Below are 20,574 nucleotides of genomic sequence, written 5' to 3' on the forward strand. Positions count from 1 at the left end.
AAACAGAGCCGTTTTCCTATAGCGCTTCCATTATGCAGCCTTGTCCTCGTTTGAGCTCGCTCATACTAGGAAAAACTGCATTTGACCAAAGAATATATCCGGCGACTGCCAATCCGAGATTAATAGCTGAAATATTTGTTCTCATTTGCTTTGTTTGTTATGATTGAGCAAAGACTGTCGTAATCTGATGAATTTTGTTTATCTCTAAGGAGGATCACATGCAAAAGGTCAAAATATTTTCCGGCACCTCAAACGAAAGGCTAGCCGCCGAAGTGTGCAGGGAGCTGGATCTTCCGCTCGGCAATGTTGCGATTTCGAGACAACAAAGCGGGGAAATACACGTATCCTACGGTGAATCCATTCGTACCTGCGATGTATTTATCGTCCAATCGCTTTCGCATCCTGTCAACGAGCATTTGATCGAGACGCTTGTCATGATCGACGCTGCGAAACGCGCATCAGCCAAAACGATCAATATCGTCATGCCTTATTACGGGTATGCAAGGCAAGAGAGAAAGTCTGCACCGCGCGAACCGATATCAGCTAAGCTGGTTGCGGATGTCCTGACGACTGTCGGCGCGAACCGGATCATTACCGTCGACCTTCATGCCGATCCGATCCAAGGTTTTTTCGATATACCTGTCGATCATTTAACCGCGCTGGATCTAATCATCGAATATTTAAGAGAGAAAAAAATTACGAATCCAGTCGTCGTATCTCCAGACGCGGGACGAGCCACGACAGCCGAGAAGCTTGCAGGACTGCTTGATTGCCCATTTGCCATTATGATTAAAAACCGGCCAGCGCACAATCAATCGGAGATCACGCATATTATCGGCGACGTAGAAAACATGACTCCGATTATTATCGAGGATTTAATCGACACGGGAAGCACGATCGTCAACGTGGTAGAGGCGCTTAAGAAAAAAGGCGCGCATGATTCATACATATGTGCTACGCATGGCCTTTTCTCAGCCAATGCGTTAGAGAAGCTTGACCACCCGAACATTCGCGAGGTTGTCATCACCGATACGATTGATATCGGAGAAGAACGGTCCAATAAATTCGTCGTTTTGCCAATGTCACCGCTGCTCGCTACCGCTATCAAAATCATTACCGAAGGCGGTTCGATCGCAACGTTGTTTAAAGCAGGCACCTAAGCAGTCAGCACTGTTTGCACCATTTCATGAAGTTATAGAAATACCTCCTTGCACAGCTGCATGGTGGTATTTTTTTGCCGTGAATAACCATGGAAATCCGTTCAAAAAAGAGGCGATCCTCCTTTGGTTGGGAATCGCCTCTTTTACGTGTAATTCATGACCATCATCATTTCGGGACAATCGTTATGACCTGCTCACGAAGCTCAGCCTTCTGGTAGACTTGCGAAATGCCAAGCTTCGCTGCTTCAGCCTTGCCAACTTCCTTGTAAAACAACCTCGTTTCAACGATTCTGCTGAACGGATACGGCTCCAGCGCGATCGTCCGTTCATCTTTCCATTCCGCGATCAAGCTCGTTCCGCCCGTGCGGTCGAACCAATATGGAAATCCATTCGCAAACCACTCGTAGTGCTCGCGAGGCGTCCCCGGCGGCTCCATGCATGCAAACAAAGATAACTCGTCGCATAGCAGCAGTGCTTTGGCATGCTCCTGGAGCAGATTCACGTTTAACTGCAATTTCTCCAATATGACGCTTTGCCGAGCAAACTCGCCTTCGACAAAGGAGATCGTATCTTCGTTGCGAAATCTTTCGGCTAGCGTTGTGTAAAGAATGCTGCCCAGCAGCGCTGCATATTCACTTGTTTCCTGCAGGCGGTCGATTGCCTTGGAGTAGAAGACGAAACGTATATTGCCTGGAAAATCTCGGAACGAAAATGGAGCGCTTGCCGCATCGTTCCAAAGCGGAATCCGGTCAAGCTCAATCCAGCTGCTGTCATGCTCATAGGCTGCCAGATTAAGCTCCTCTCTCCTATCCTCGCTGCCGAACAGTTCATCCGCCCAAGCACTGAGCAGATCGCCAGAAATTCTAGCATGGTCATGCTGTGCAATACAGATATATGAGTCCTCTTTCTCGTATATGATCAACGATACCATTCCTTTCTTCATGAAATAAACGGTAGATTCTGACATGCGATTTAAAGGATAGATGCGCTCTCTTTATGGGCTTGCTCAATCTCCTTATGTCTGGCGATCGCTAAATCCATAATGCAACGGTAAATGACTGAAGCATGCTCTCCGTCAAGTTTCCGGCTCTCTGCCAGACGCCTTATCTTATCAAATTGCTGCTGTTCGCGGCCGGAGTCCTGAGCAGCAAGCTTATGGGTTGCCTTATAAATACCCACTTCCTCCGTCAATTGAAACCGCTTTGCAAGCAAGGAAATCATTTCTTGGTCCAATTGGTCTATATCTTGTCTTAACTCATCTAGCTTGGAAGCCTTCATGCGCCTCTCCCTTATCTGTCAGTTTTCCTATTATTGTACCATCACCAAAGCCATTTCAGCTATTCGAATTGCCTTTTAATCCGAAGCCATCCAAATGAGACTGATGCCGCCTGAGTCAGCCTGCCAATAACAAGAAGAATGGGTGCCGGTTTCCACGCCGTAAGCGTGCGTATATCCATCAAAAAAGAACCGAAGCTAGCCTGTGATGGCTTGCAACAGTCCTTCAGTTTGGATGCAGATAGCATTAACGCACACGATCCATGGAGGATTTCCGCAGTTCCCTGCGAACAACGGGCATGACCTTAACGGCAAGCAGCTCGATGGACGCGGCCACCTTTGAGAATGGAATGCCTCCGATATCAAACTGTGCCATGAAGCGGTTATGCCCAAACAGCTCATGTTGAGCCAAAATTTTCTCGACTAGGAGCTCGGGACTGCCTACCGCTAACGCACTCATCGGACTCGCAAGCAAATCGAACTGCTCACGTGTCATCGTCTCGCCTCTGCCTTGTCCACTCATGAAGCTGCTCACGTAATTCGCATAATATGGATAATATTCAGCCTTTGCCTTCTCAATAGTGTCTGCGATATAGGCATGGCTTGTGATGGCGACCCGCAATGCCTCCGGCATATGACCAGCTTGAAGGCCTGCAGACCGGTAAAGGTCAACAAGCGGCTTGAATCTTGCCGGATCGCCGCCAAGTATCGCGAGGGCCATCCCGGTGCCTGATTGACCGGCAAGCTCCGCGCTTTGAGGGGTGCCTCCCACTCCGACCCATACAGGCAGACGAGACTGGAAGGGACGCGGCGCAATTTCTGCATTTTTCAAAGACGAACGATAGTGCCCGGACCAACTGATTCTCTCTTGTTCATTCAGCGATAACAGCAAGCCGAGCTTTTCTTGGAATAACGCTTTATATTCGCTAAGCTCGTAGCCGAACAACGGAAAAGATTCGACGTACGCTCCTCTGCCTACAATGATTTCAGCACGTCCATCGGAGAGCAAATCCAAGGTTGAAAAGTCTTCGAATACGCGCACCGGATCCGATGTGCCAAGAACCGTTGTCGCGCTTGTCAGCTTTATCCGTTTTGTAGCATGAGCGATGGCAGCCAAAACGACGGGAGGGGAGGATATAACGAAGTCAAGCCGATGATGTTCGCCTACGCCGAACACGTCAATGCCTGCCTCGTCGGCCAGCATCGCAGCGGCTACAATTTCTTTCATCCGAGCACGCGGACTCGCCAATAATCCGTTGGCGGGACTCGTGCTTAAATCTCCCAACGTATAAATGCCGAATTCAAAATCAAGCGGCTGATTCTCTGTGGGAAGCAAGCCAGACTGATGTGTTTCCTCTTTGATGACTAACACCACTTTCGTTCGTTTTCCTGCGGCAGACCTATCGTTATCTATCTCTCGCACCGTAGTTACTATTCGTAAGTAATGGTACATAAGCAATTTGATTTCGTCAAGGAAATATGCCTATAGCTATGCACCAACGCCTATTAGCTTACGCAAGCATAATCGATTGAATCCCTCCTCTGGCGGCTAAAAATAGAGAGAAAGTATGGTGAAATGATATCCTTTCCTCTATTACAAAAAAGGCCGAAGCAAGTCAATCCTGCTCCAGCCTTTGCATGTCTCTATTCTTAGATCGCTTCTTTAATCACCAGAAAGCCCCAAGGCTGCAGTTCCATCGTCTCGCCGCTCAAGATGCTGCACCCTGACATAAGCTCCACGCCGCTGCCCTGCACGTAAGGGAATGAAACAGCGGCAGCCGAGTAGTTGAAATAATAGCGAATAAAGCTGCCCGCTTTGTTCTTGCCTGATTTAACGACAATCGGAAAAGCAAGCTCCTGTTCAGCATGCCATAAGCCCGCTTCCTTGACCGCACTCACGAGCGTCGTTTTTTGGATTAATAAAGACGGATTATCCCGCTCCAATCAACCTTTAACCGCACCTTCGGCAATCCCATGCATAATGAATCTTTGGAAAAAGGAGTAGATGATGATAACGGGAATTGCCGTCAGTACGAGTGCTGCAAGGATGAGCGCCCATTCCTTGTTGTACTCTCCGAACAACGTATTCGTTGACAGAATCAACGTGTAGTTCTCAACGTCCGTCAGCATTAGGAGCGGCAGCAGGAAATCATTCCAAATCCAAAGGAAATCCAGAATCGCAATCGTAACCGTAATGGGCACGAGCAGCGGAAATATAATGCGGAAAAACGTTTGATATTCGTTGCAGCCATCGATCTGCGCAGCTTCCTCAAGCTCTCTCGGTATCGACTTTACGAAGCCATGGTACAGGAAGACCGCCATGTTGACGCCAAGCCCGATGTAGATGATCGCTAGCCCGTAGGTAGTCCCTTGCACCGATAACGCTTTAGCCATTCTCGTTAGCGGAATCATAATCGAATGGAATGGAACGAGCATCGAAGCGATAAACAGGAAAAATAGGATGCTGCTTATTTTGCCGCTGGTTCGGGATAGCTTATAGCCGGCGAGCGACGCGCATAACACGATGCCGCCGATGCCGATCACTGAAATAATGATCGAATTGAGCGTGCTGTTGAGCAGATTGATTTGTTTAAACGCGTTTACGTAGTTGTCGAATGAAATGCTCGTAGGCAAGGAAACGAATGATGCGAACATTTGCCCCTGAGTCTTGAAAGAATTGATTACCGCTAAGTAAATAGGGAAAAAGGAGATGGCCGCTGCGATGGACAGCAGAACCGTAATGAGAATCGACGTTGGTTTTTTCTGATTCATGCTTCCAGCTCCCTTTTCTTCATGACTTGAATTTGAATCAATGTGAAAATGAGGATGATGACGAACAAGATAACCGATTTGGCGCTGGCATACCCATACCGGAAGTTGTTCGAGAAGGCTTCCTCATAAATATTCATCGTAATGACCTGCGTGCTCCGTCCAGGACCGCCGCCGGTTAAGCCGTACACAACCTCAAACACTTTGAATGCGCCATTCAAGGTCAGGAAGAAACAAATCGTAATCGCATGCGTAATCATTGGAAGCGTGACGTTACGGAACGTTTGGAAAGCGGAAGCGCCGTCGATGACCGCTGCTTCCTTCAAGCTTTGTGGCACGCCTTGCAAACCGGCCAAATAAATAATCATCATGTATCCGACGCCATTCCATAGCGATACGGTCAATATGGAGAAAAAGCTGATTTGGGGATCGCCGATCCAAGCCTGGTCCAAAAACGAGATCGCCGTTTTTTCGGCAATTTGCGGAATAACCTGCGCGAACACAAAGGTCCACATAAAAGCGCTGATAATGGTAGAAATCATGTTGGGCATAAAGAAGATCGTACGGAAGAAGCCCTTCGACTTTTTGCGTGATTCAATAAAAACGGCTAGCAGCAGCGCGAATACGTTTTGCAGCACGACCATGAACAGCACGTATTTCAACGTGAAAAATATCGAAGATACGAAATCAGGATCTTCCTTAAGCGCCTCGACGAAGTTACCGAAGCCAATGAAATCATAATCTCTATTTAATCCGTTCCAATCCGTGAAGCTGTAGTACATGCCCCCGAGCGTTGGAATAAGCAGGAAGACGGCATATAAAATAAATGCAGGCCCGACGAATGTTAACAGCGAGATGTATTTTTTGTAGCTCTTGATCGGCACAGTATCCGCCCCTCTCCTATGTGTCTCTAAGTATAGAAGGGATGAAGCGAAGACGGGAAACCTTCTCCTCTTCATCCCTAGGCATATCTACATTACTTGTTTACTTTGTTGTACGATTTCCACGCTTTATCAAGCGCTTTGAGCACATCGTCCTGTGAAATCTGGCCTGCGTAGTACGCTTGCAAGCCTTTGCCTACCTCGTCTTTAACAGCTTGCGGTATAGCTGGATCCTGATAGGATTTTCCTTCTTTGACGTAAGCTGTCGCATCATTCACCCATGGATAGCTTTCGTAGGTATGAACGCTTGCAAGCGGGTTGAACTTCAGCGCTTGGAAGAAACCGTTCGAAGCCGTATCGTCAAGCACGTAGTTCATGAAATCAAGCGCAACCTCTTTATTTTTAGTCGTCTTCGAAACAGCCAGCGAAGTAGATGCGCTCAGGTTAATCAAAGTCGCATTAGGATCGTCGTTGATTGGAAGCGGAGCCACTCCGAAATCCAAATCCGGGTTCGATTTCAGAATCGTTTCTGCATACCAAGGACCTTGCAGCCACATTGCGCCTTTACCTGCCGCGAATGCCGCCGCGCCGTCATCGCCGCCTACCTCTGTTGCTTTCTCCGTGCCATTGGCGTTGATGAGATCAAAGATATCGAACATCTCTTTCATTTCTGTGAAGGAGCCTTCATCCTTGTTCATACGTTCAATGAAATCTTTATCCTTCGTGTTGATAATCGCGCCAGCCGCCAGCGGCAGTACCAATTGCGGAATCCACGCTTCTTTATAAGAGAGCACAAAAGGCGTTACATTATTGGACTTCAGCTTCTCGACGACGGCTTTCATTTCTGTTAATGTCGTTGGCGGCGTCAAGCCTAGCTCCGTGAATATTTTTTTGTTGTACAGGTAGCCCCAAGACAGAGTTTCAAGCGGCAGTGCTACAACCTTGCCGTCCGTTGTCGTCACGGATGGTTTGACGCTGTCAAGCAGCTTGCCCACGAAAGGCTGGTCGGACAAGTCTTCCAAGTATCCGGCTTTATAGTAGGAAGGAATTTCGTTGATCGCATGCAGAGCGAAAATATCAGGCGCATCATTCGAAGCCAATCTTGTTTTCAAGATTTGAGCAGCGTTATCGGCAGTCGGCATTTCCAGTTGAACGGAAACGTCGATATTTTTCTCGGCTTTCTCTTTCGCTACGAAATCCGCGATATATTTGTCATAATGCTCTTTGAAGCGCGGCTGCGCGATGAACATTTTCAGCTTGACGCTCTTGGCCTCTCCCCCGCCGCTTGCCCCTTCATTCGTGCTTTCCGCATTATTTGCATTATTGCCGCAGCCTGCAAGCAGCGTAGTAGCAAGTACGGTAACGAGTAGACCCTTGATCATTTTTTTCATCTAATTTGACCTCCCAGAAGCTTGTTTTGTTTACGCTTTCATTGTAATAGATTTTTGAAAGCGTATAATTGGACGGAATTAGACACTTTCGTTGGACAATTTTAAACCTCGCTGTTTTTTCTCATTTCACCTGGCGCTATGCCAAAATGCTTTTTGAATACGCGGTAGAAATAGGTGATATCCTCATAACCCGCCATCTCTGCGATCGCTTTAATGGGAATGGTTTCGTCGAGCAGCCACTCCTTAGCCTTCACCATACGCAAATGCAGCATATAATCCGTTACATTGCGGCCATACTCCTGCTTGAACATTTTGCTTAAATACTCCTTGCTTACGAAAAAAGCTCTTGCTAGCTGTTCTAGTGTTACCGACTCGGAATAATGCTTATCCATGTAATGCCGTACTTCGTCCAAATTCAATTTGTTTTTGAATTTGCGATGCAGGATGAGCTGATCCAAGGCTTCCTCATAATAAAGAGTGAGAAACGTACACGTCGCTGTACTGGATCCTATCACTTCCTGCCCATAAATCGCGCTCAAACGATCAGTGTCCTGCGAATTAGCAATCATCAGCTCTTTGAGCAGCAGAATCATCTCTTGAATCACTTGCTCAAGAATAGCCGGCTTACCGTTTCCGATCTTTTCAATCTCATTCATCATCTGGGTAAGAGTCGACACTATGCCTTCCTTGTTCAGTTCATTGTAATGGGACTTTACGAGCTGCTTGTATGTGCCCAGCGTTATGGAAATATCCAAGTCCAGCGACCAAGCTCCGCGATCCAATTGCGCAGCTTCCAGACTATTCTTGCAATGGAGCAGCGCCGTATTAAGCTCCTTTGGATCCACGGGCTTTAGCAAATAGTCCATCGCTTTGTATCGCAGAGCATGCTTGGCATATTGGAAATCATCATAACCGCTTACGACGATCGTCTTAATCTGAGGAAATCGGACGTTAAGCAGCTGTAGCAGCTGGACGCCGTCCGTTCCAGGCATCCGCATATCGGTAATGATAATATCCGGCGCCAACTCCTCCGTCTGCCGAAGAGCATCCTGTCCATCCTCCGCTTCCCCGGCAATGACCATGCCGAGCTGCTCCCAATCTCCAAAGGCTTTAATAATATCTCTTGTCCAGCTTTCATCGTCAACGATCAATACTTTTATCACCTAGCTCACCTCTTGCTTCCTTTGGTATGATGACCGTTACCAGCGTCCCCGCTCCATGCTCGCTCTCTACCGTTATCCCGTATGATGTCCCGAAATGCATCGCAATGCGGGAAGCGACATTTTGTATGCCGATGCGGTTGCCTCTCGTCCACACCTGTCCGCTCTGATTGTTCAGCCTCCGCTTCAGATCCGCGAGCTTCTTTTCTTGAATGCCTACCCCGTTGTCTTGGATGCGAATATGCACCGCATCCGCATCCTGCGCATGCGCAACGGAGACGGACAGCTCCCAGCTTCCTGATTTATTCTCCAAGCCATGGAAGAAGGCATTTTCCACAATTGGCTGAAGGGTAAGCTTCGGAATCGAGCAGGCGAGCGCAAGCTCGTCGACATCGATCGAATAGCTAAGCCTCGAAGAGAAACGCTGCTTCTGAATGAGCATGTAATTATTTAAGTGCTCCATCTCGGCTTTTAGGCTAGCAAGATCGTTAGGGTCTCGGATGACATAGCGAAACATATCGCTTAAAGATCTAATGATTTCGTAGCTTTCTGCTGGTTTTTTGGTGAACAGCATGCTGCCGATCATCTGGAGTGTATTTTGCAAAAAATGCGGATTGATTTGCGCCTGCAGCGCCTTAAGCTCCGCTGTTTTTTTCTCGAGGTTGATGCTGTACTCCGTCTTGATATGTTCTCTAATCCGGTAGGACATATTGTAGAGCTTTGTCTCCAGAAGTCCGATCTCATCCACGCGGTTGCTTTGCGGCAGCTCCGTTTCTTTGATCAAGCCAAGACCTTGCATCGAACGCGCTAGCGTGACGATTGGCGTCGCCGTACGCCATGCGAGTAGGATCGCAATCAATATGGATACGGCGATAGAGATGGCACCGACGATAAGTCCGAATCGCATGGTCGATTGCGCGCTTTTGTTAATAAAGCTGGTAGGGATGATCGTCACAAGCTTTAAGCCCACCGGGTCGATCGTGTTATAAAACACGTAGGCTTTGGGCAGTTTGAAGTAGCCTTGTCCTTCAGTGGCGTGCTTTACGCGGTCCATGATTTCATCGGATGGTTTTTCCCCGACAGGCTGATAGAGCACGCTGCCGTCGTCGCCAGCAATAAATACCCTATGCTCCTCGCCTCGACCGATCAAAGCGAGTGTCTGATCCAGCATGGACCACCGGATATTCAATGAGATGCCTCCCAGCTTATCGCGGTTTTCGAACCGGTTAATGCTACGTACCAGCTGGAATTGTCCCTCATCGCCGCTTGTCGATTGAATAATGAAGTCCTTGTCCTCCTCAAACAGCCTCTTGTAGGGTGAAGGGGTAATTGTCGTAGACTTAAGGTCGTACTGGTTGGCATTGATATTGAACAGCTTGCCCGGCTCTCTCAGATAAAGCCCGGCTCCGACAACGTGATTGCCCGCGGAGTAAAATAAGTTGTTGAGCGTGTCCATTATGTTTTTTTGCGCGGCATAGGGATTATACAGCACCGAGCCTTCCGTGCTCGCCAAATAGTCGCTCAAGTGAGGGCTGATTAGCACCGTATAGACGAGGTTGTTGAGCTGCGCGAATTGCTCGCCCAAATAAATGCCTGTCCACTTCATATTGGATAAATTCGTGCTAATGACTTCCGTCTCCATCGATTTGCGGTTATTCTCAGCTGCCAATGCCGTTACCGCAATAATGGGAACAACCGATAAAAAAATCATCGTAAAAATTAATTTGTTGCGGATGCTTCGGCGGAATGGCTCCGTCAGCAGCCTAAAAAGTTTGGAAATCATAGCTGTACAACTCCTCCAATGATTTCGAGCCAATATGGCGCAAAAAACTAACGCCACGTAATTGCTGGCGTTAGTCTGCTTGCATTCGTCATCCGATTGGGACCACGATCGTATGAAAGGATTCAGGTTCGAGCCGGAATGGCAGCCTTGTGCCGCCGATGGCTAAGCGCAGATCCCGCTGTTCCTTGAACGGGTTCGTGACAATAACAACATGCGATCCGTCCGGTTTCTTGAACGCAATCGCATTGCCTGCCCAAGGCCCCTGCAATCCGACCCGTCTATCACTCGGAGATGTGAAATGCGAGAAATGCTTCATGACGTAAAATTCAGGATTGCGGGTAACGCTTCCGTTCTCCTTGTCGATCGTAAGCATCGCATTCTGCTCCCAGCCCCAAGTGCTTCGACCCCTTGGCTCGAGCGCCATATTCCAATAAATATAAGCATTCACTCCGTTCACGAAGTAATGCTGATACAGATTAAATACATACCGGGCATAAAACCAAGTATTCTCCCCGTCACCGCATTCATTCTCGGTTTGCATATAGCGAAGCTCCGGGTAGCTTTGAACCGTGCGCTGTATGGCATGCTTGCCGGCCCATTGGTAGCCGACGCCCTTCACGTACTTATACGCCTCCGGGTCGCTTAAGACGGTGTTCGCGTAGGCGTTGAAATCCGATGACTTCTTTTTCAGCCATTCATCCCATTCTTCTGGCGCATTAATGGTGCCCAGCCAAATCTCCGTATCCAAGCCATGCTGCTCGAATGCCGGTCCCAAATAGTCTCGGATAAATTCGCGAAGCTGCTCGCCCGTCCATACGCAGGATGGAAACTTCTGATCGGCGACAACCTCGTTTTGAACATGCACTTGATGGATGGTTATGCCTTCTTCTTTGTAGGCTTGCACGAAACGAACGAAATAGAGTGCATATGCCTCCAATATTTCTTTCTCCCAGCGAAGCGTTCCGTAGTTATAGGACTTCGGAAACTTCATCCACGTCGGCGGGCTCCATGGCGAAGCGAAGAGCTGCAAATTCGGATTAAGCTTCAAGGCTTCTTATATATAGGGAATTAAATATTCTCGATCACGGTCAATGGAGAAATGCTCCATCGACAAATCTCCATCGCTTTCGTTCAAGCTGTACCATTCCAGCGCATAATCGCTCGCACCGATCGGCAGTCTGCAAATGCTGAATCCTTGCTCTCCCTCGGGATGAAAGAGGTCAAACATTACTTTGCCTCGTTCCTCATCCGTCAAATGCTTCAATGAGACGTAGCCAAGCTCGTTGAAGCAGCCGCCGAATCCTTCCAACCATTGATACTGGTCCTCCGTGACCGTAAGGTTAGGTTTGCCGATCTCTGTATCAGCTGCGATTTTTGCCGATTTATCTTCCCATCGATCTTCTTCTATACTAGACAACCATTGTATCCGTTTCTGTTCCATTCCCGCAAACCCAACTCCTTGTAAGCGTTTTTTTCATTATAAGCGCTGGATGTAAGCGTTTAATTAGACAAATTTAGTTCCTGCGGTTGGACAATATTAAACCTTCACAAGGATTGAATCGCTTTATCTTCCCTATGATGTCAGATGGCATGCATTTGTATCCAATGGAGACGGGCACGCATAAATTTTGTTGTACAAACAGGTTTTTCAAGGTTCACACATACAATTAAAACAAGGTCTACTTAGCTTAACCAGCGGAGAATGGGTAAAATGGGCAACTCGCGCTGCAATTCATTCATTCAAAGGGGGTGAATCCAATACCTCTGGTCGTCCGAGCAACCTTTAATGCTACCGGCGCCATTACGTTCACGGGCAATGCGCTGGGTCTCAGCCGTTCGGAAACAGCAGGCGTCCCGGGAACCTCCGACAGTATCGGCGCCTTCACCACAACGAACACTGCCGTTCGTTTTGGCACATACCCTTTTGGGACGACGAGCAACTATTTAGTCAACAGCGCCGCTGCTGAGCTTGTCCTTCCCGTAGGCAGCACCATACTTTACGCAGAGCTCATATGGGGCGGGAGCTACATTAACGGAAGCGTGAACCTGAGCGCCGCGATCAACAATCCCGTTACCTTTATTACCCCTGCTGCCACAGCAAGCGTGTCGCCGGATGCGGCAACGAGCAATACGTTTGACCTCGGAGGCGGCGCATTCGGTTACGTTCGCTCTGCGAATGTGACTTCACTTGTCCAAGCGGGCATGGCTGGCACTTATTCAACCGGCAGCGTCGTTGGTACAATCGTGATTCCCGGTGATTCCACAGCGAATCATGCCGGCTGGACATTGGCGGTTATTTACCAGAACCCTGCCCTTCCTTTCCGCAATATGTCTCTGAGGGCAGGCGCCGTACTCGTGCAAAGCACATCCGGACCCGTTAATACGACAATCACCGGATTCGCTACGCCAATCTCAGGCGCATTAGGCGGCAGGGCTTTGTTCAGCGCGCAAGAAGGCGATGCCAACCGGACGGGAGATCAAGCCTTATTCGGTCCAACCGCCGCCACTCTCGTCGCCTTATCGGGAACGAACAATTTCGCCAACAACTTCTTCGCTTCACAGATCAATAACAATGCCGGCGCATTGAATACTACCGGAACGTTCGGCAACCGCAATCAAACGAACGGAGCGCCAGGGTCTAATATCGTCGGCGGTCGGCAGGGCTGGGATATTACAAATGTCGATATCTCGGCTAGATTAACGAATAACCAAAGCTCTGCCGTGCTTTCATTAACAACCTCAGGCGATGCATACGTGCTTAACGCCAATGCAATCCAGGTCGATATCAATGCACCGATTATTAATGTAGTACTCAGCGAGAATGCAACGGGACCTACAATCGGAGACGTCATTACGTTTACCGTCACCGTCAGCAACTCAGGCACGGCGAATGCCGCAAGCGTCGTTCTAACCGACACGCTGCCTCCCGGCGTAACCTTTGTTCCAGGCAGCGTTGTCGTTGGCGGCGTACCGAAGCCTACCTTTGACATTCGAACAGGCGCTCCGCTCGGTTCATTGAATTTAGCCTCTTCAATCACCGTCACTTACCAAGCGGTTGTTACATCATTGCCTGCCAGCGCTCAGATTTCCAGTACAGCCAACGCTGCTTTCACCTTCCAGAGCGTTGCCGGCGGACCGATCATAACCGGCGTGATTCCGTCGAATACCGTTACGGTACCGGTATATGCTCCTAATCTATCCATGGTCAAAAGCGCAAATACGCAAAATGCGACGGTAGGCGATCAAGTTACTTACACGCTGCAGGTATCCAATACAGGCAGCAACGCTGCCACCGTCACGTTGAGCGATAATATTCCTGCGGGAACGACCTATATTCCGAACAGCTTCCGCGTCAACGGCGTAATTGTGCCCGGTGCCAATCCGCCTGCTGGCGTAGCGATTGGTTCCGTTGCTGCGGGAGGAGCATCAACGGTTACCTTTCAAGTGCAGGTCAACTCGCTGCCCTCCCCGCCGCAGCTTGTGAATCAAGCCACTGCATCCTTTTCGTATCAAATTCCAGATGGTCGGATATTTACAGGCTCATTCGCCTCCAATACCATAACGATCCCGGTCAGGCTCCCGAACGTAACTTCCGTGAAAAGCGCAAGCTTCGTCGATATTGCGGTAGGAGAAAGCATGACCTATACCGTCGTCGTTACGAACAGCGGAATCGCCGCTATCACTAACGTAATATTGACGGATGCTATTCCTGCAGGCGCCTCTTTCGTCGCAGGCAGCGTTGTCGTAGGCGGAACAGCCCGGCCGACAGCCAACCCTTCAAGCGGGATTAGCATCGGCGCTATTCCACCAAGCAGCTCCGTTACGGTTACATTCGCCATTACCGCCGTTACCGTTCCGGCATTGGGCAGCTTTGCCAATCAAGCTTCCATTTCCTATAATTCAGGCTCAATTACGAGTCTTTCACTTTCCAACAGCATAGCTACACCCGTGTACCAGCCTATAATTGGCATCACAAAAAGCGGGTCGCCCACAAGCGCAACCGTAGGCCAGATCGTTACCTATTCCTTTATCGTTAACAATACCGGAAATCTCGCGGCTCAGACCACCCTGACAGACAACATTCCGACAGGTACGTCCTTTGTGCCAAACAGCGTAGTCGTAAATGGTATCAGCAGGCCCGGAGAAAGCCCGGTAACCGGTATCGTTCTTGGTTCCATTGTGCCTGCAGGCAGCTCATTGGTATTATTCCAAGTCGCCCTGAACACGCTGCCCTCGCCACCGACCTTAGTCAATCAAGGAACGGCAAGCTTTTCCTATCAATTGCCGAGTGGAAGAGCGCTTAACGGAAGCAGCTTGTCCAATACGACAACACTGACCGCGCAAGCGCCGAATGTATCCATCACCAAATCAGCAAGCAACACCGCAGCAGCAATAGGCGATATCATCATTTACACCGTTATCGTCACCAATAACAGCATCGTTCCTGTCAGCAACGTAATCGTCTCGGACGATATTCCAAGCGGCACCGCTTTTGTCGCTGGCAGCACGACGATCAACGGAGCTCCATCCAGTGCCAATCCGGGCGTAGGTATTTCACTTGGCACCATCAGCCCGTCAGCCTCCGTAACCATCATGTTCCAGCTCGCGGCCGTCTCTTTGCCTAATCCGGCTGCGTATACCAATCGTGCAGGCGTCGCCTATACGTCAGGTGCTTTCACTGGATCATCGATTTCCGAGCCGGTCAGTATTCCCGTCTTTCAGCCAATCATTAGCCTTGCCAAATCCGCTAGTACGGCTAGCGCCACTGTCGGCGATACGTACACCTATACGATTAACGTAACCAATAGCGGCAATGCCGCGGCGAACGTTGTATTGACAGATAATATCCCGGCAGGCTCAGCCTTTGATACGAACAGCGTCTTGATCAATTCGGTTCCTTATCCCGGTCTCAGCCCGTCAGACGGCATTCCAATCGGCACCGTGCCTGCCGGAGCCACGTTCGAGGTCAGCTTTGTCGTTACGGTGATTTCGCTGCCGACTCCCCAGTTTCTCGTGAATCAGGCAAGTGCGGCATTCGACTATTTGCTCCCTGACGGAAGGCAAATATTCGGGAATTCACTTTCGAACAGTGTTTCCATCCCGGTCTCACCGCCGAACGTATCCGTTGTGAAATCGTTACTTCCAACCGCTGTAGTCGTTGGCGATTCTTTCATCTATACTTCAGTCGTTACCAACAACGGTATCGCTCCGGTCAACAATGTTATTCTTAATGATCCGCTCGCCTCGAATCTAGCCTTCGTCAGCGGAACGGTAAGCGTTAATGGCACTCCCCGGGCGGATGCATCGCCATCCTCCGGCATTCCAATCGGTACCTTGGCTCAGGGCGCCTCGGCTACCGTAACATTCGAGGTGAGCGTAACGATGGCGGTACCATCACAGATTACGAACCAATCAACAGTAAGTTTTACATCGGGCGCGTTCTCGGCCTCTTCCTCATCCAACACGACGACCACACCGGTCACGCAGCCGCAAATCAGCTTGGTGCTCAGCGCCAATACGGCGAACGCAACGCTCGGAGACACGGTTACTTACACCGTTCTTGTGAGCAATACTGGGAATGTCGAGGCGCTTCTGAACTTAACTGACCTGCTTCCTCTGGGTACTACATTCTCTGATAATAGCGTAGTGGTCGGAGGCGTTCCGCAGCCTGGAGTCTCGCCAGTGACCGGCATCAACGTAGGCTCTGTCCCTCCAGGCGCCACTATTCCGGTAACCTATTCAACTATCGTAACGACGCTGCCTAGCCCGCAGTTTCTCGTTAACCAAGCATCCGCGACGTATACGTATTCGCCTCCTGACGGAAGGCTGCTGAATGGCTCAGCCGTGTCCAATACGCTATCGATTCCCGTATCGGCGCCGAACGTTGCCGTCGTCAAAAGCACTACAGCCATTGATCTTGCGCTTGGCGATACCATTACTTATTCGGTAGCCATCAGCAATAGCGGAATCGAAACCATCAACAACGTCGTATTGACAGATCCCCTTCCGGACGGGGCTGCATTCGTGTCAGGCAGTGTGACGGTTAACGGGACGCCTGTACCGGGAAGCCCTGTCAACGGAATATCTCTCGGTTCCATTATCGCTTCAGCTACGGTAACCGTCACTTTCCAGTTGAGCGTCATCTCTATTCCCGCTTCCGGCCAGCTCGGCAACCAAGCGAACGTCACGTTTACATCGGGCGTATTCTCGGGAAATACGATTTCCAATCTCGTCAACACGCCAGTCTACCAACCGATCATTTCTTTTGCCAAAAGCGCGAGTTCCATTAACGCCACGGTCGGCGATACGGTCAGCTACACGATAAACGTCAGCAATACAGGCAATTATCCCGGTACTGTTACGGTGACGGACAATATCCCGGCAGGAACAATTTTCGTGGCCAACAGCGTTCTCGTCGGAGGTGCGCCGCAGCCTGGAGCAGACCCTGTTTCTGGTATCGCGGTTGGATCGGTAGCGCCGAATACAACCGTTCCGGTCGTATTCTCGGTAATCGTCGATTCGCTGCCGAATCCGCAGCAGCTCTCGAACCAAGCGAATGGAACCTTCGCCTTCACGCTGCCAAGCGGCCGGCCGCTCAGCGGCAGCGGCAGCTCGAATACGGTTGTTATTTCCGTATCGGCGCCTAACGTCAGCGTAACGAAAAGCACATTATCAACGTCCGTCGCCGTCGGTGACGTCGTTACTTATTCCATCGCCATTCTTAACAGCGGCATTGCCGCCGTCAATAATGTCATATTCACCGATCCTTTGCCTGTCGGCAGTGCTTTGGTTCCCGGCAGCGTGCTAGTCGACAACGTAGCCCGACCAACTGCCAACCCGGCGACCGGCGTGGCCATTGGCACGATAGCTCAGGGCCAAACCGTAATCGTTAGCTTCAACGTAACCGTCATCTCGCTGCCGAATCCTGCTGAGCTTAGCAACCGATCTTCGGTCAGCTTTACATCAGGCGTGTTCTCCGGCGTCACGTTCTCCAATACTGTCATCGTTCCCGTTTATCAACCTATTCTGACTGGCACAAAGAGTGCAAATACCATCAATGCAACGATAGGCGACACCGTCGTTTATACCATTCTTGTGCAAAACACCGGGAATTATCCAGGCAACGTAACGCTGACCGATACGATTCCGGCAGGCACAAGCTTCGTCACGAACAGCGTCATCGTCAACGGCCAGCTGCTGCCTGGCGCGGATCCTGCTTCGGGCATCGTACTAGGCGCTGTATCTGCTCCGACCTCCGTCATGTTCTCGGTAGTCGTCAATGCTTTGCCGCCTTCCCAGCAGCTCGTCAACCAAGCTTCCGCGACATATTCCTTCACGTTGCCGGACGGGCGGACTTTGAACGGAGCTTTCAATACGAATACGCTATCGATTCCGGTATCAGCGCCTAACGTGGCAGCTGTCAAAAGCACGACCGTTATTGATGCTGTCGTTGGCGATACCGTGACATATCGCATTGCTGTAACGAACAGCGGAATCGTGAATATTAATAACGTGCTCCTTGTCGATCCGATCCCGGCCGGCGCAGCCTTCGTCGCAGGAACCGTTGTCGTCGACGGCACGCCTAGGCCTGCTGCAGACCCGACTGTCGGAATCTCTATCGGGACGATCGCGCCTAGCGTAACCGTCCTGATCGATTTCAACATACTCGTGACTTCACTCCCGAGCCCGGCCACGCTGAGCAACAGAGCGACAATCAGCTTTACTTCAGGCGCATTCTCAGGTAATACTTTCTCCAACACGCTTGTAACGCCTGTCTATCAACCGATTCTGGCGCTTCTCAAAACGGCCAATACTTCGAATGCAACGGTCGGCGATACGATTACCTACTCCCTAACGCTTACGAATACAGGCAATATCGATGCCCAAGCAACCGTATTCGATACGATACCAACCGGCGCGGCTTTCATACCTAACAGCGTACTCATCAACGGCGTCCCGCAGCCGGGCATTGATCCCTCGACCGGCATACCTGTGGGAACCGTTCCTGCCGGCGGATCAATCAGCGTGTTGATCACTCTTGAGGTAACCGTCGATGCACTGCCTTCTCCGCAGCAGCTTATCAACCAAGCTTCGGCTAATTTCTCCTATTCGCCGCCTGATGGCCGTTTGCTGACGGGTACGATATTGTCCAACGTCTTGTCGATTCCGGTTTCTTCACCGAATGTAACGGCTGTGAAGAGCGCATCGGTCATTGATGCCGTAGTTGGCGATACGATTCTATACACGATCGTCGTAACCAATAACGGCATCGCACCGGTCAACAATGTCATTCTCGTCGATCCCGTACCAGTGGGAACCGTATTTACGGCCGGCAGCGTGCTCGTGAACTTTTCGCCAGTGCCTGCAGCTAACCCAAATTCCGGCATCTCAGTCGGTACGATTGCCGCAGGTGCCAGCTCAACGGTTAGCTTCGAAGTGGTGGTCGTCACGATATGAGTCCGTCACCTGCCGGCAACCCAATGCTTCAAAATCAGTCCTTCGTGCAATTTGCATCCGGAAGCGTCGAGCTTGTCACTTACTCGAATACGGTTAATACCGCGCTAATCGGTACGCAAGTTGCCATTGTCAAACGTGCTTTCGAGAGTGAAGCACTGCTCGGCAGCACGATTACGTATGAGCTGCTTCTGACTAACAACGGAAATGTGACAGGAACCGTAACCCTAACCGACAAGCTTCCGGAAGGGACCGCCTTCGTTGCAAACAGCGTGCTGCTGAACGGCGCTCCTGCTCCCGGAGCGAATCCGGACATCGGCATCGCTGTCGGAAACTTGGCGCCCTTAGCTTCTGCTCGCGTCGTATTCCAGCTTATCGTCGTGTCGATTCCAGCCACGCTGCAGCTGGTTAACCAAGCCCGGGCTGATGCGGTTTTCCAAACAGCGGAAGGGCGTTCAATAACGAGCAGTACGTACTCCAATACGCTCGTTACGCCCGTCAATGCCCTTTCCCTGTACGCACGCCTCCGGGCAAGCACGAACCAAACGTTCGTTTCCGATTATGTCACCTATGAGCTAACCGTCGTGAACGACGGAAATCTCAGCCTTAGAGATGCCTTTGCTTTTATCAACCTGCCTGTCGGGGTACTTTTTGTCCCCGGCAGCGTTACGATAAACGGAATTATTACACCGGGAGCCGATCCAAGATCAGGCTTTCCACTCGGTACCTTACGGCCGAATTCGACCGTCATCGTCACGTACCGTACGCAAACCACCGATCAAACCGAATATGTATCGATTAGCCAAGCTACAATCCGCTACCTGCTTAACGGTGCGCAGACCTATACGGAATCGAACGAAGTTTCCGTCATTCTCATCAAGCCGGAGATCCTGATTAACAAGCAGGTCGACCAAACCATCGCCGTGCCTGGCGATATCTTGCTCTATTCGGTAGCCATTAGGAACGCCCAGACGACCGCAGTCGATGCCGTTCTCGAGGATATTCTGCCTGCAGGCATATTATTTATGGCAAACAGCCTGAAACTGAACGGCATTCCACAGCCTGGCGCTTCATTCGAAGATGGCGTGAATCTCGGTACGCTGCTCGGAAATTCTCAAACCATCGTTACCTTTGCAGCCAAAATACCGCTGCAGCTCGCATCTACCGCTCCCTTGATCAATTCGGCAAAGGTCGCCTATACGTTTCGCCTTGCAGATGGCAGGGTCGTAGGCAATACCAGCCTTTCGAACACGGTCGCTACGGCCGTAGCTGCACCTGTCATCCAACTGACTGGCAGCGTAATGCCGCCTGTGGTTGAGTATGGCGATACGATAACCGTTCGCTCTGTCCTCATGAACAAAGGCAATTTAGCTGCTGTCGTCTACTTCACAAGCGACTTTCCTTTCGGCGTCGATCTGCTGCCACGAACCTATCGCGTAGACGGCGCCCGCTTAGGCCCGGAAGCTTATGACGGCAACCGAACTTGGTATCTCGGCAGCGTTCCGCCTGGCGCAAGCCTGCAGATCGTATACTCGGCAATTGTTACCGACGCGATTCTCTCCGATGATGTGATTGGTTATGTAAGAGCGCGCTTCACGTATGACGCAGGCGGAAGAAGCTTTAGCGGGGAGGCAAGCTCCAATGTACTCGAGGTTACCGTAACCGGTGATGACGAATAGCCTATCATGAAACTACAAAAAA

General features: G+C 50.3%; 12 protein-coding genes and 1 pseudogene. 3 read left to right on the forward strand and 10 right to left on the reverse strand.

The window, feature by feature from the left end; all coding sequences use genetic code 11:
* The first annotated feature begins 218 nt into the window (after window positions 1-218).
* Window positions 219-1,160, forward strand: coding sequence for a ribose-phosphate diphosphokinase (locus FHS16_RS06765; RefSeq protein WP_183560215.1), 942 nt, complete (start codon window positions 219-221; stop codon window positions 1,158-1,160).
* Between the two features lie 166 nt (window positions 1,161-1,326).
* On the opposite strand, the gene FHS16_RS06770 is transcribed toward FHS16_RS06765, so the two are convergent.
* The 10 genes and pseudogenes from FHS16_RS06770 to FHS16_RS06815 form a co-directional block, all read right to left on the reverse strand.
* Window positions 1,327-2,082 carry a DUF3891 family protein gene (locus FHS16_RS06770; RefSeq protein WP_183560217.1) on the reverse strand — a complete coding sequence of 252 codons (756 nt, stop codon included), beginning with the start codon at window positions 2,080-2,082 and terminating at the stop codon, window positions 1,327-1,329.
* 50 nt (window positions 2,083-2,132) lie between these two features.
* Complete coding sequence (locus tag FHS16_RS06775; protein ID WP_183560219.1) at window positions 2,133-2,438, reverse strand: chorismate mutase; 306 nt, start codon at window positions 2,436-2,438, stop codon at window positions 2,133-2,135.
* Between the two features lie 244 nt (window positions 2,439-2,682).
* On the reverse strand, window positions 2,683-3,771 hold the full coding sequence (locus FHS16_RS06780) for an LLM class flavin-dependent oxidoreductase (protein ID WP_246431653.1): 1,089 nt from the start codon (window positions 3,769-3,771) through the stop codon (window positions 2,683-2,685).
* A gap of 314 nt (window positions 3,772-4,085) precedes the next feature.
* Window positions 4,086-4,379 (reverse strand): hypothetical protein, encoded by a 294-nt coding sequence (locus FHS16_RS06785; protein WP_183560223.1) that lies wholly within the window; start codon window positions 4,377-4,379, stop codon window positions 4,086-4,088.
* Complete coding sequence (locus tag FHS16_RS06790) at window positions 4,380-5,207, reverse strand: carbohydrate ABC transporter permease (RefSeq protein ID WP_183560226.1); 828 nt, start codon at window positions 5,205-5,207, stop codon at window positions 4,380-4,382.
* Complete coding sequence (locus FHS16_RS06795; protein WP_183560228.1) at window positions 5,204-6,088, reverse strand: carbohydrate ABC transporter permease; 885 nt, start codon at window positions 6,086-6,088, stop codon at window positions 5,204-5,206. The genes FHS16_RS06790 and FHS16_RS06795 overlap by 4 nt, the downstream gene beginning before the upstream one ends.
* 92 nt (window positions 6,089-6,180) lie before the next feature.
* Window positions 6,181-7,476 carry an ABC transporter substrate-binding protein gene (locus FHS16_RS06800; RefSeq protein WP_183560230.1) on the reverse strand — a complete coding sequence of 432 codons (1,296 nt, stop codon included), beginning with the start codon at window positions 7,474-7,476 and terminating at the stop codon, window positions 6,181-6,183.
* 101 nt (window positions 7,477-7,577) lie between these two features.
* Window positions 7,578-8,639 (reverse strand): response regulator, encoded by a 1,062-nt coding sequence (locus FHS16_RS06805; RefSeq protein ID WP_183560232.1) that lies wholly within the window; start codon window positions 8,637-8,639, stop codon window positions 7,578-7,580.
* Window positions 8,617-10,419: a sensor histidine kinase gene (locus FHS16_RS06810; RefSeq protein WP_183560234.1), complete on the reverse strand. Its 1,803-nt coding sequence runs from the start codon at window positions 10,417-10,419 to the stop codon at window positions 8,617-8,619. Before FHS16_RS06810 ends, FHS16_RS06805 begins: the two co-directional genes overlap by 23 nt.
* Window positions 10,420-10,507: 88 nt before the next feature.
* Window positions 10,508-11,860, reverse strand: a pseudogene (locus FHS16_RS06815) (glycoside hydrolase family 30 protein).
* A 308-nt stretch (window positions 11,861-12,168) separates the two neighbouring features.
* On the opposite strand from FHS16_RS06815, the gene FHS16_RS06820 reads away from it, so the two are divergent.
* On the forward strand, window positions 12,169-18,876 hold the full coding sequence (locus FHS16_RS06820) for a CLIPPER-2 domain-containing protein (RefSeq protein ID WP_183560236.1): 6,708 nt from the start codon (window positions 12,169-12,171) through the stop codon (window positions 18,874-18,876).
* Window positions 18,873-20,552 carry a DUF11 domain-containing protein gene (locus tag FHS16_RS06825; protein WP_183560238.1) on the forward strand — a complete coding sequence of 560 codons (1,680 nt, stop codon included), beginning with the start codon at window positions 18,873-18,875 and terminating at the stop codon, window positions 20,550-20,552. The genes FHS16_RS06820 and FHS16_RS06825 overlap by 4 nt, the downstream gene beginning before the upstream one ends.
* Window positions 20,553-20,574: the final 22 nt, after the last annotated feature.

The sequence above is a fragment of the Paenibacillus endophyticus genome (genome assembly GCF_014192395.1).
Lineage (GTDB): Bacteria > Bacillota > Bacilli > Paenibacillales > Paenibacillaceae > Pristimantibacillus > Pristimantibacillus endophyticus.

Excerpts from the sequence above, each read along its gene's own strand:
- FHS16_RS06765 (WP_183560215.1), top strand. The coding sequence starts at position 219 with ATGCAAAAGGTCAAAATATTTTCCGGCACCTCAAACGAAAGGCTAGCC.
- FHS16_RS06775 (WP_183560219.1), bottom strand. The coding sequence starts at position 2,438 with ATGAAGGCTTCCAAGCTAGATGAGTTAAGACAAGATATAGACCAATTG.
- FHS16_RS06790 (WP_183560226.1), bottom strand. The coding sequence starts at position 5,207 with ATGAATCAGAAAAAACCAACGTCGATTCTCATTACGGTTCTGCTGTCC.
- FHS16_RS06800 (WP_183560230.1), bottom strand. The coding sequence starts at position 7,476 with ATGAAAAAAATGATCAAGGGTCTACTCGTTACCGTACTTGCTACTACG.
- FHS16_RS06810 (WP_183560234.1), bottom strand. The coding sequence starts at position 10,419 with ATGATTTCCAAACTTTTTAGGCTGCTGACGGAGCCATTCCGCCGAAGC.
- FHS16_RS06825 (WP_183560238.1), top strand. The coding sequence starts at position 18,873 with ATGAGTCCGTCACCTGCCGGCAACCCAATGCTTCAAAATCAGTCCTTC.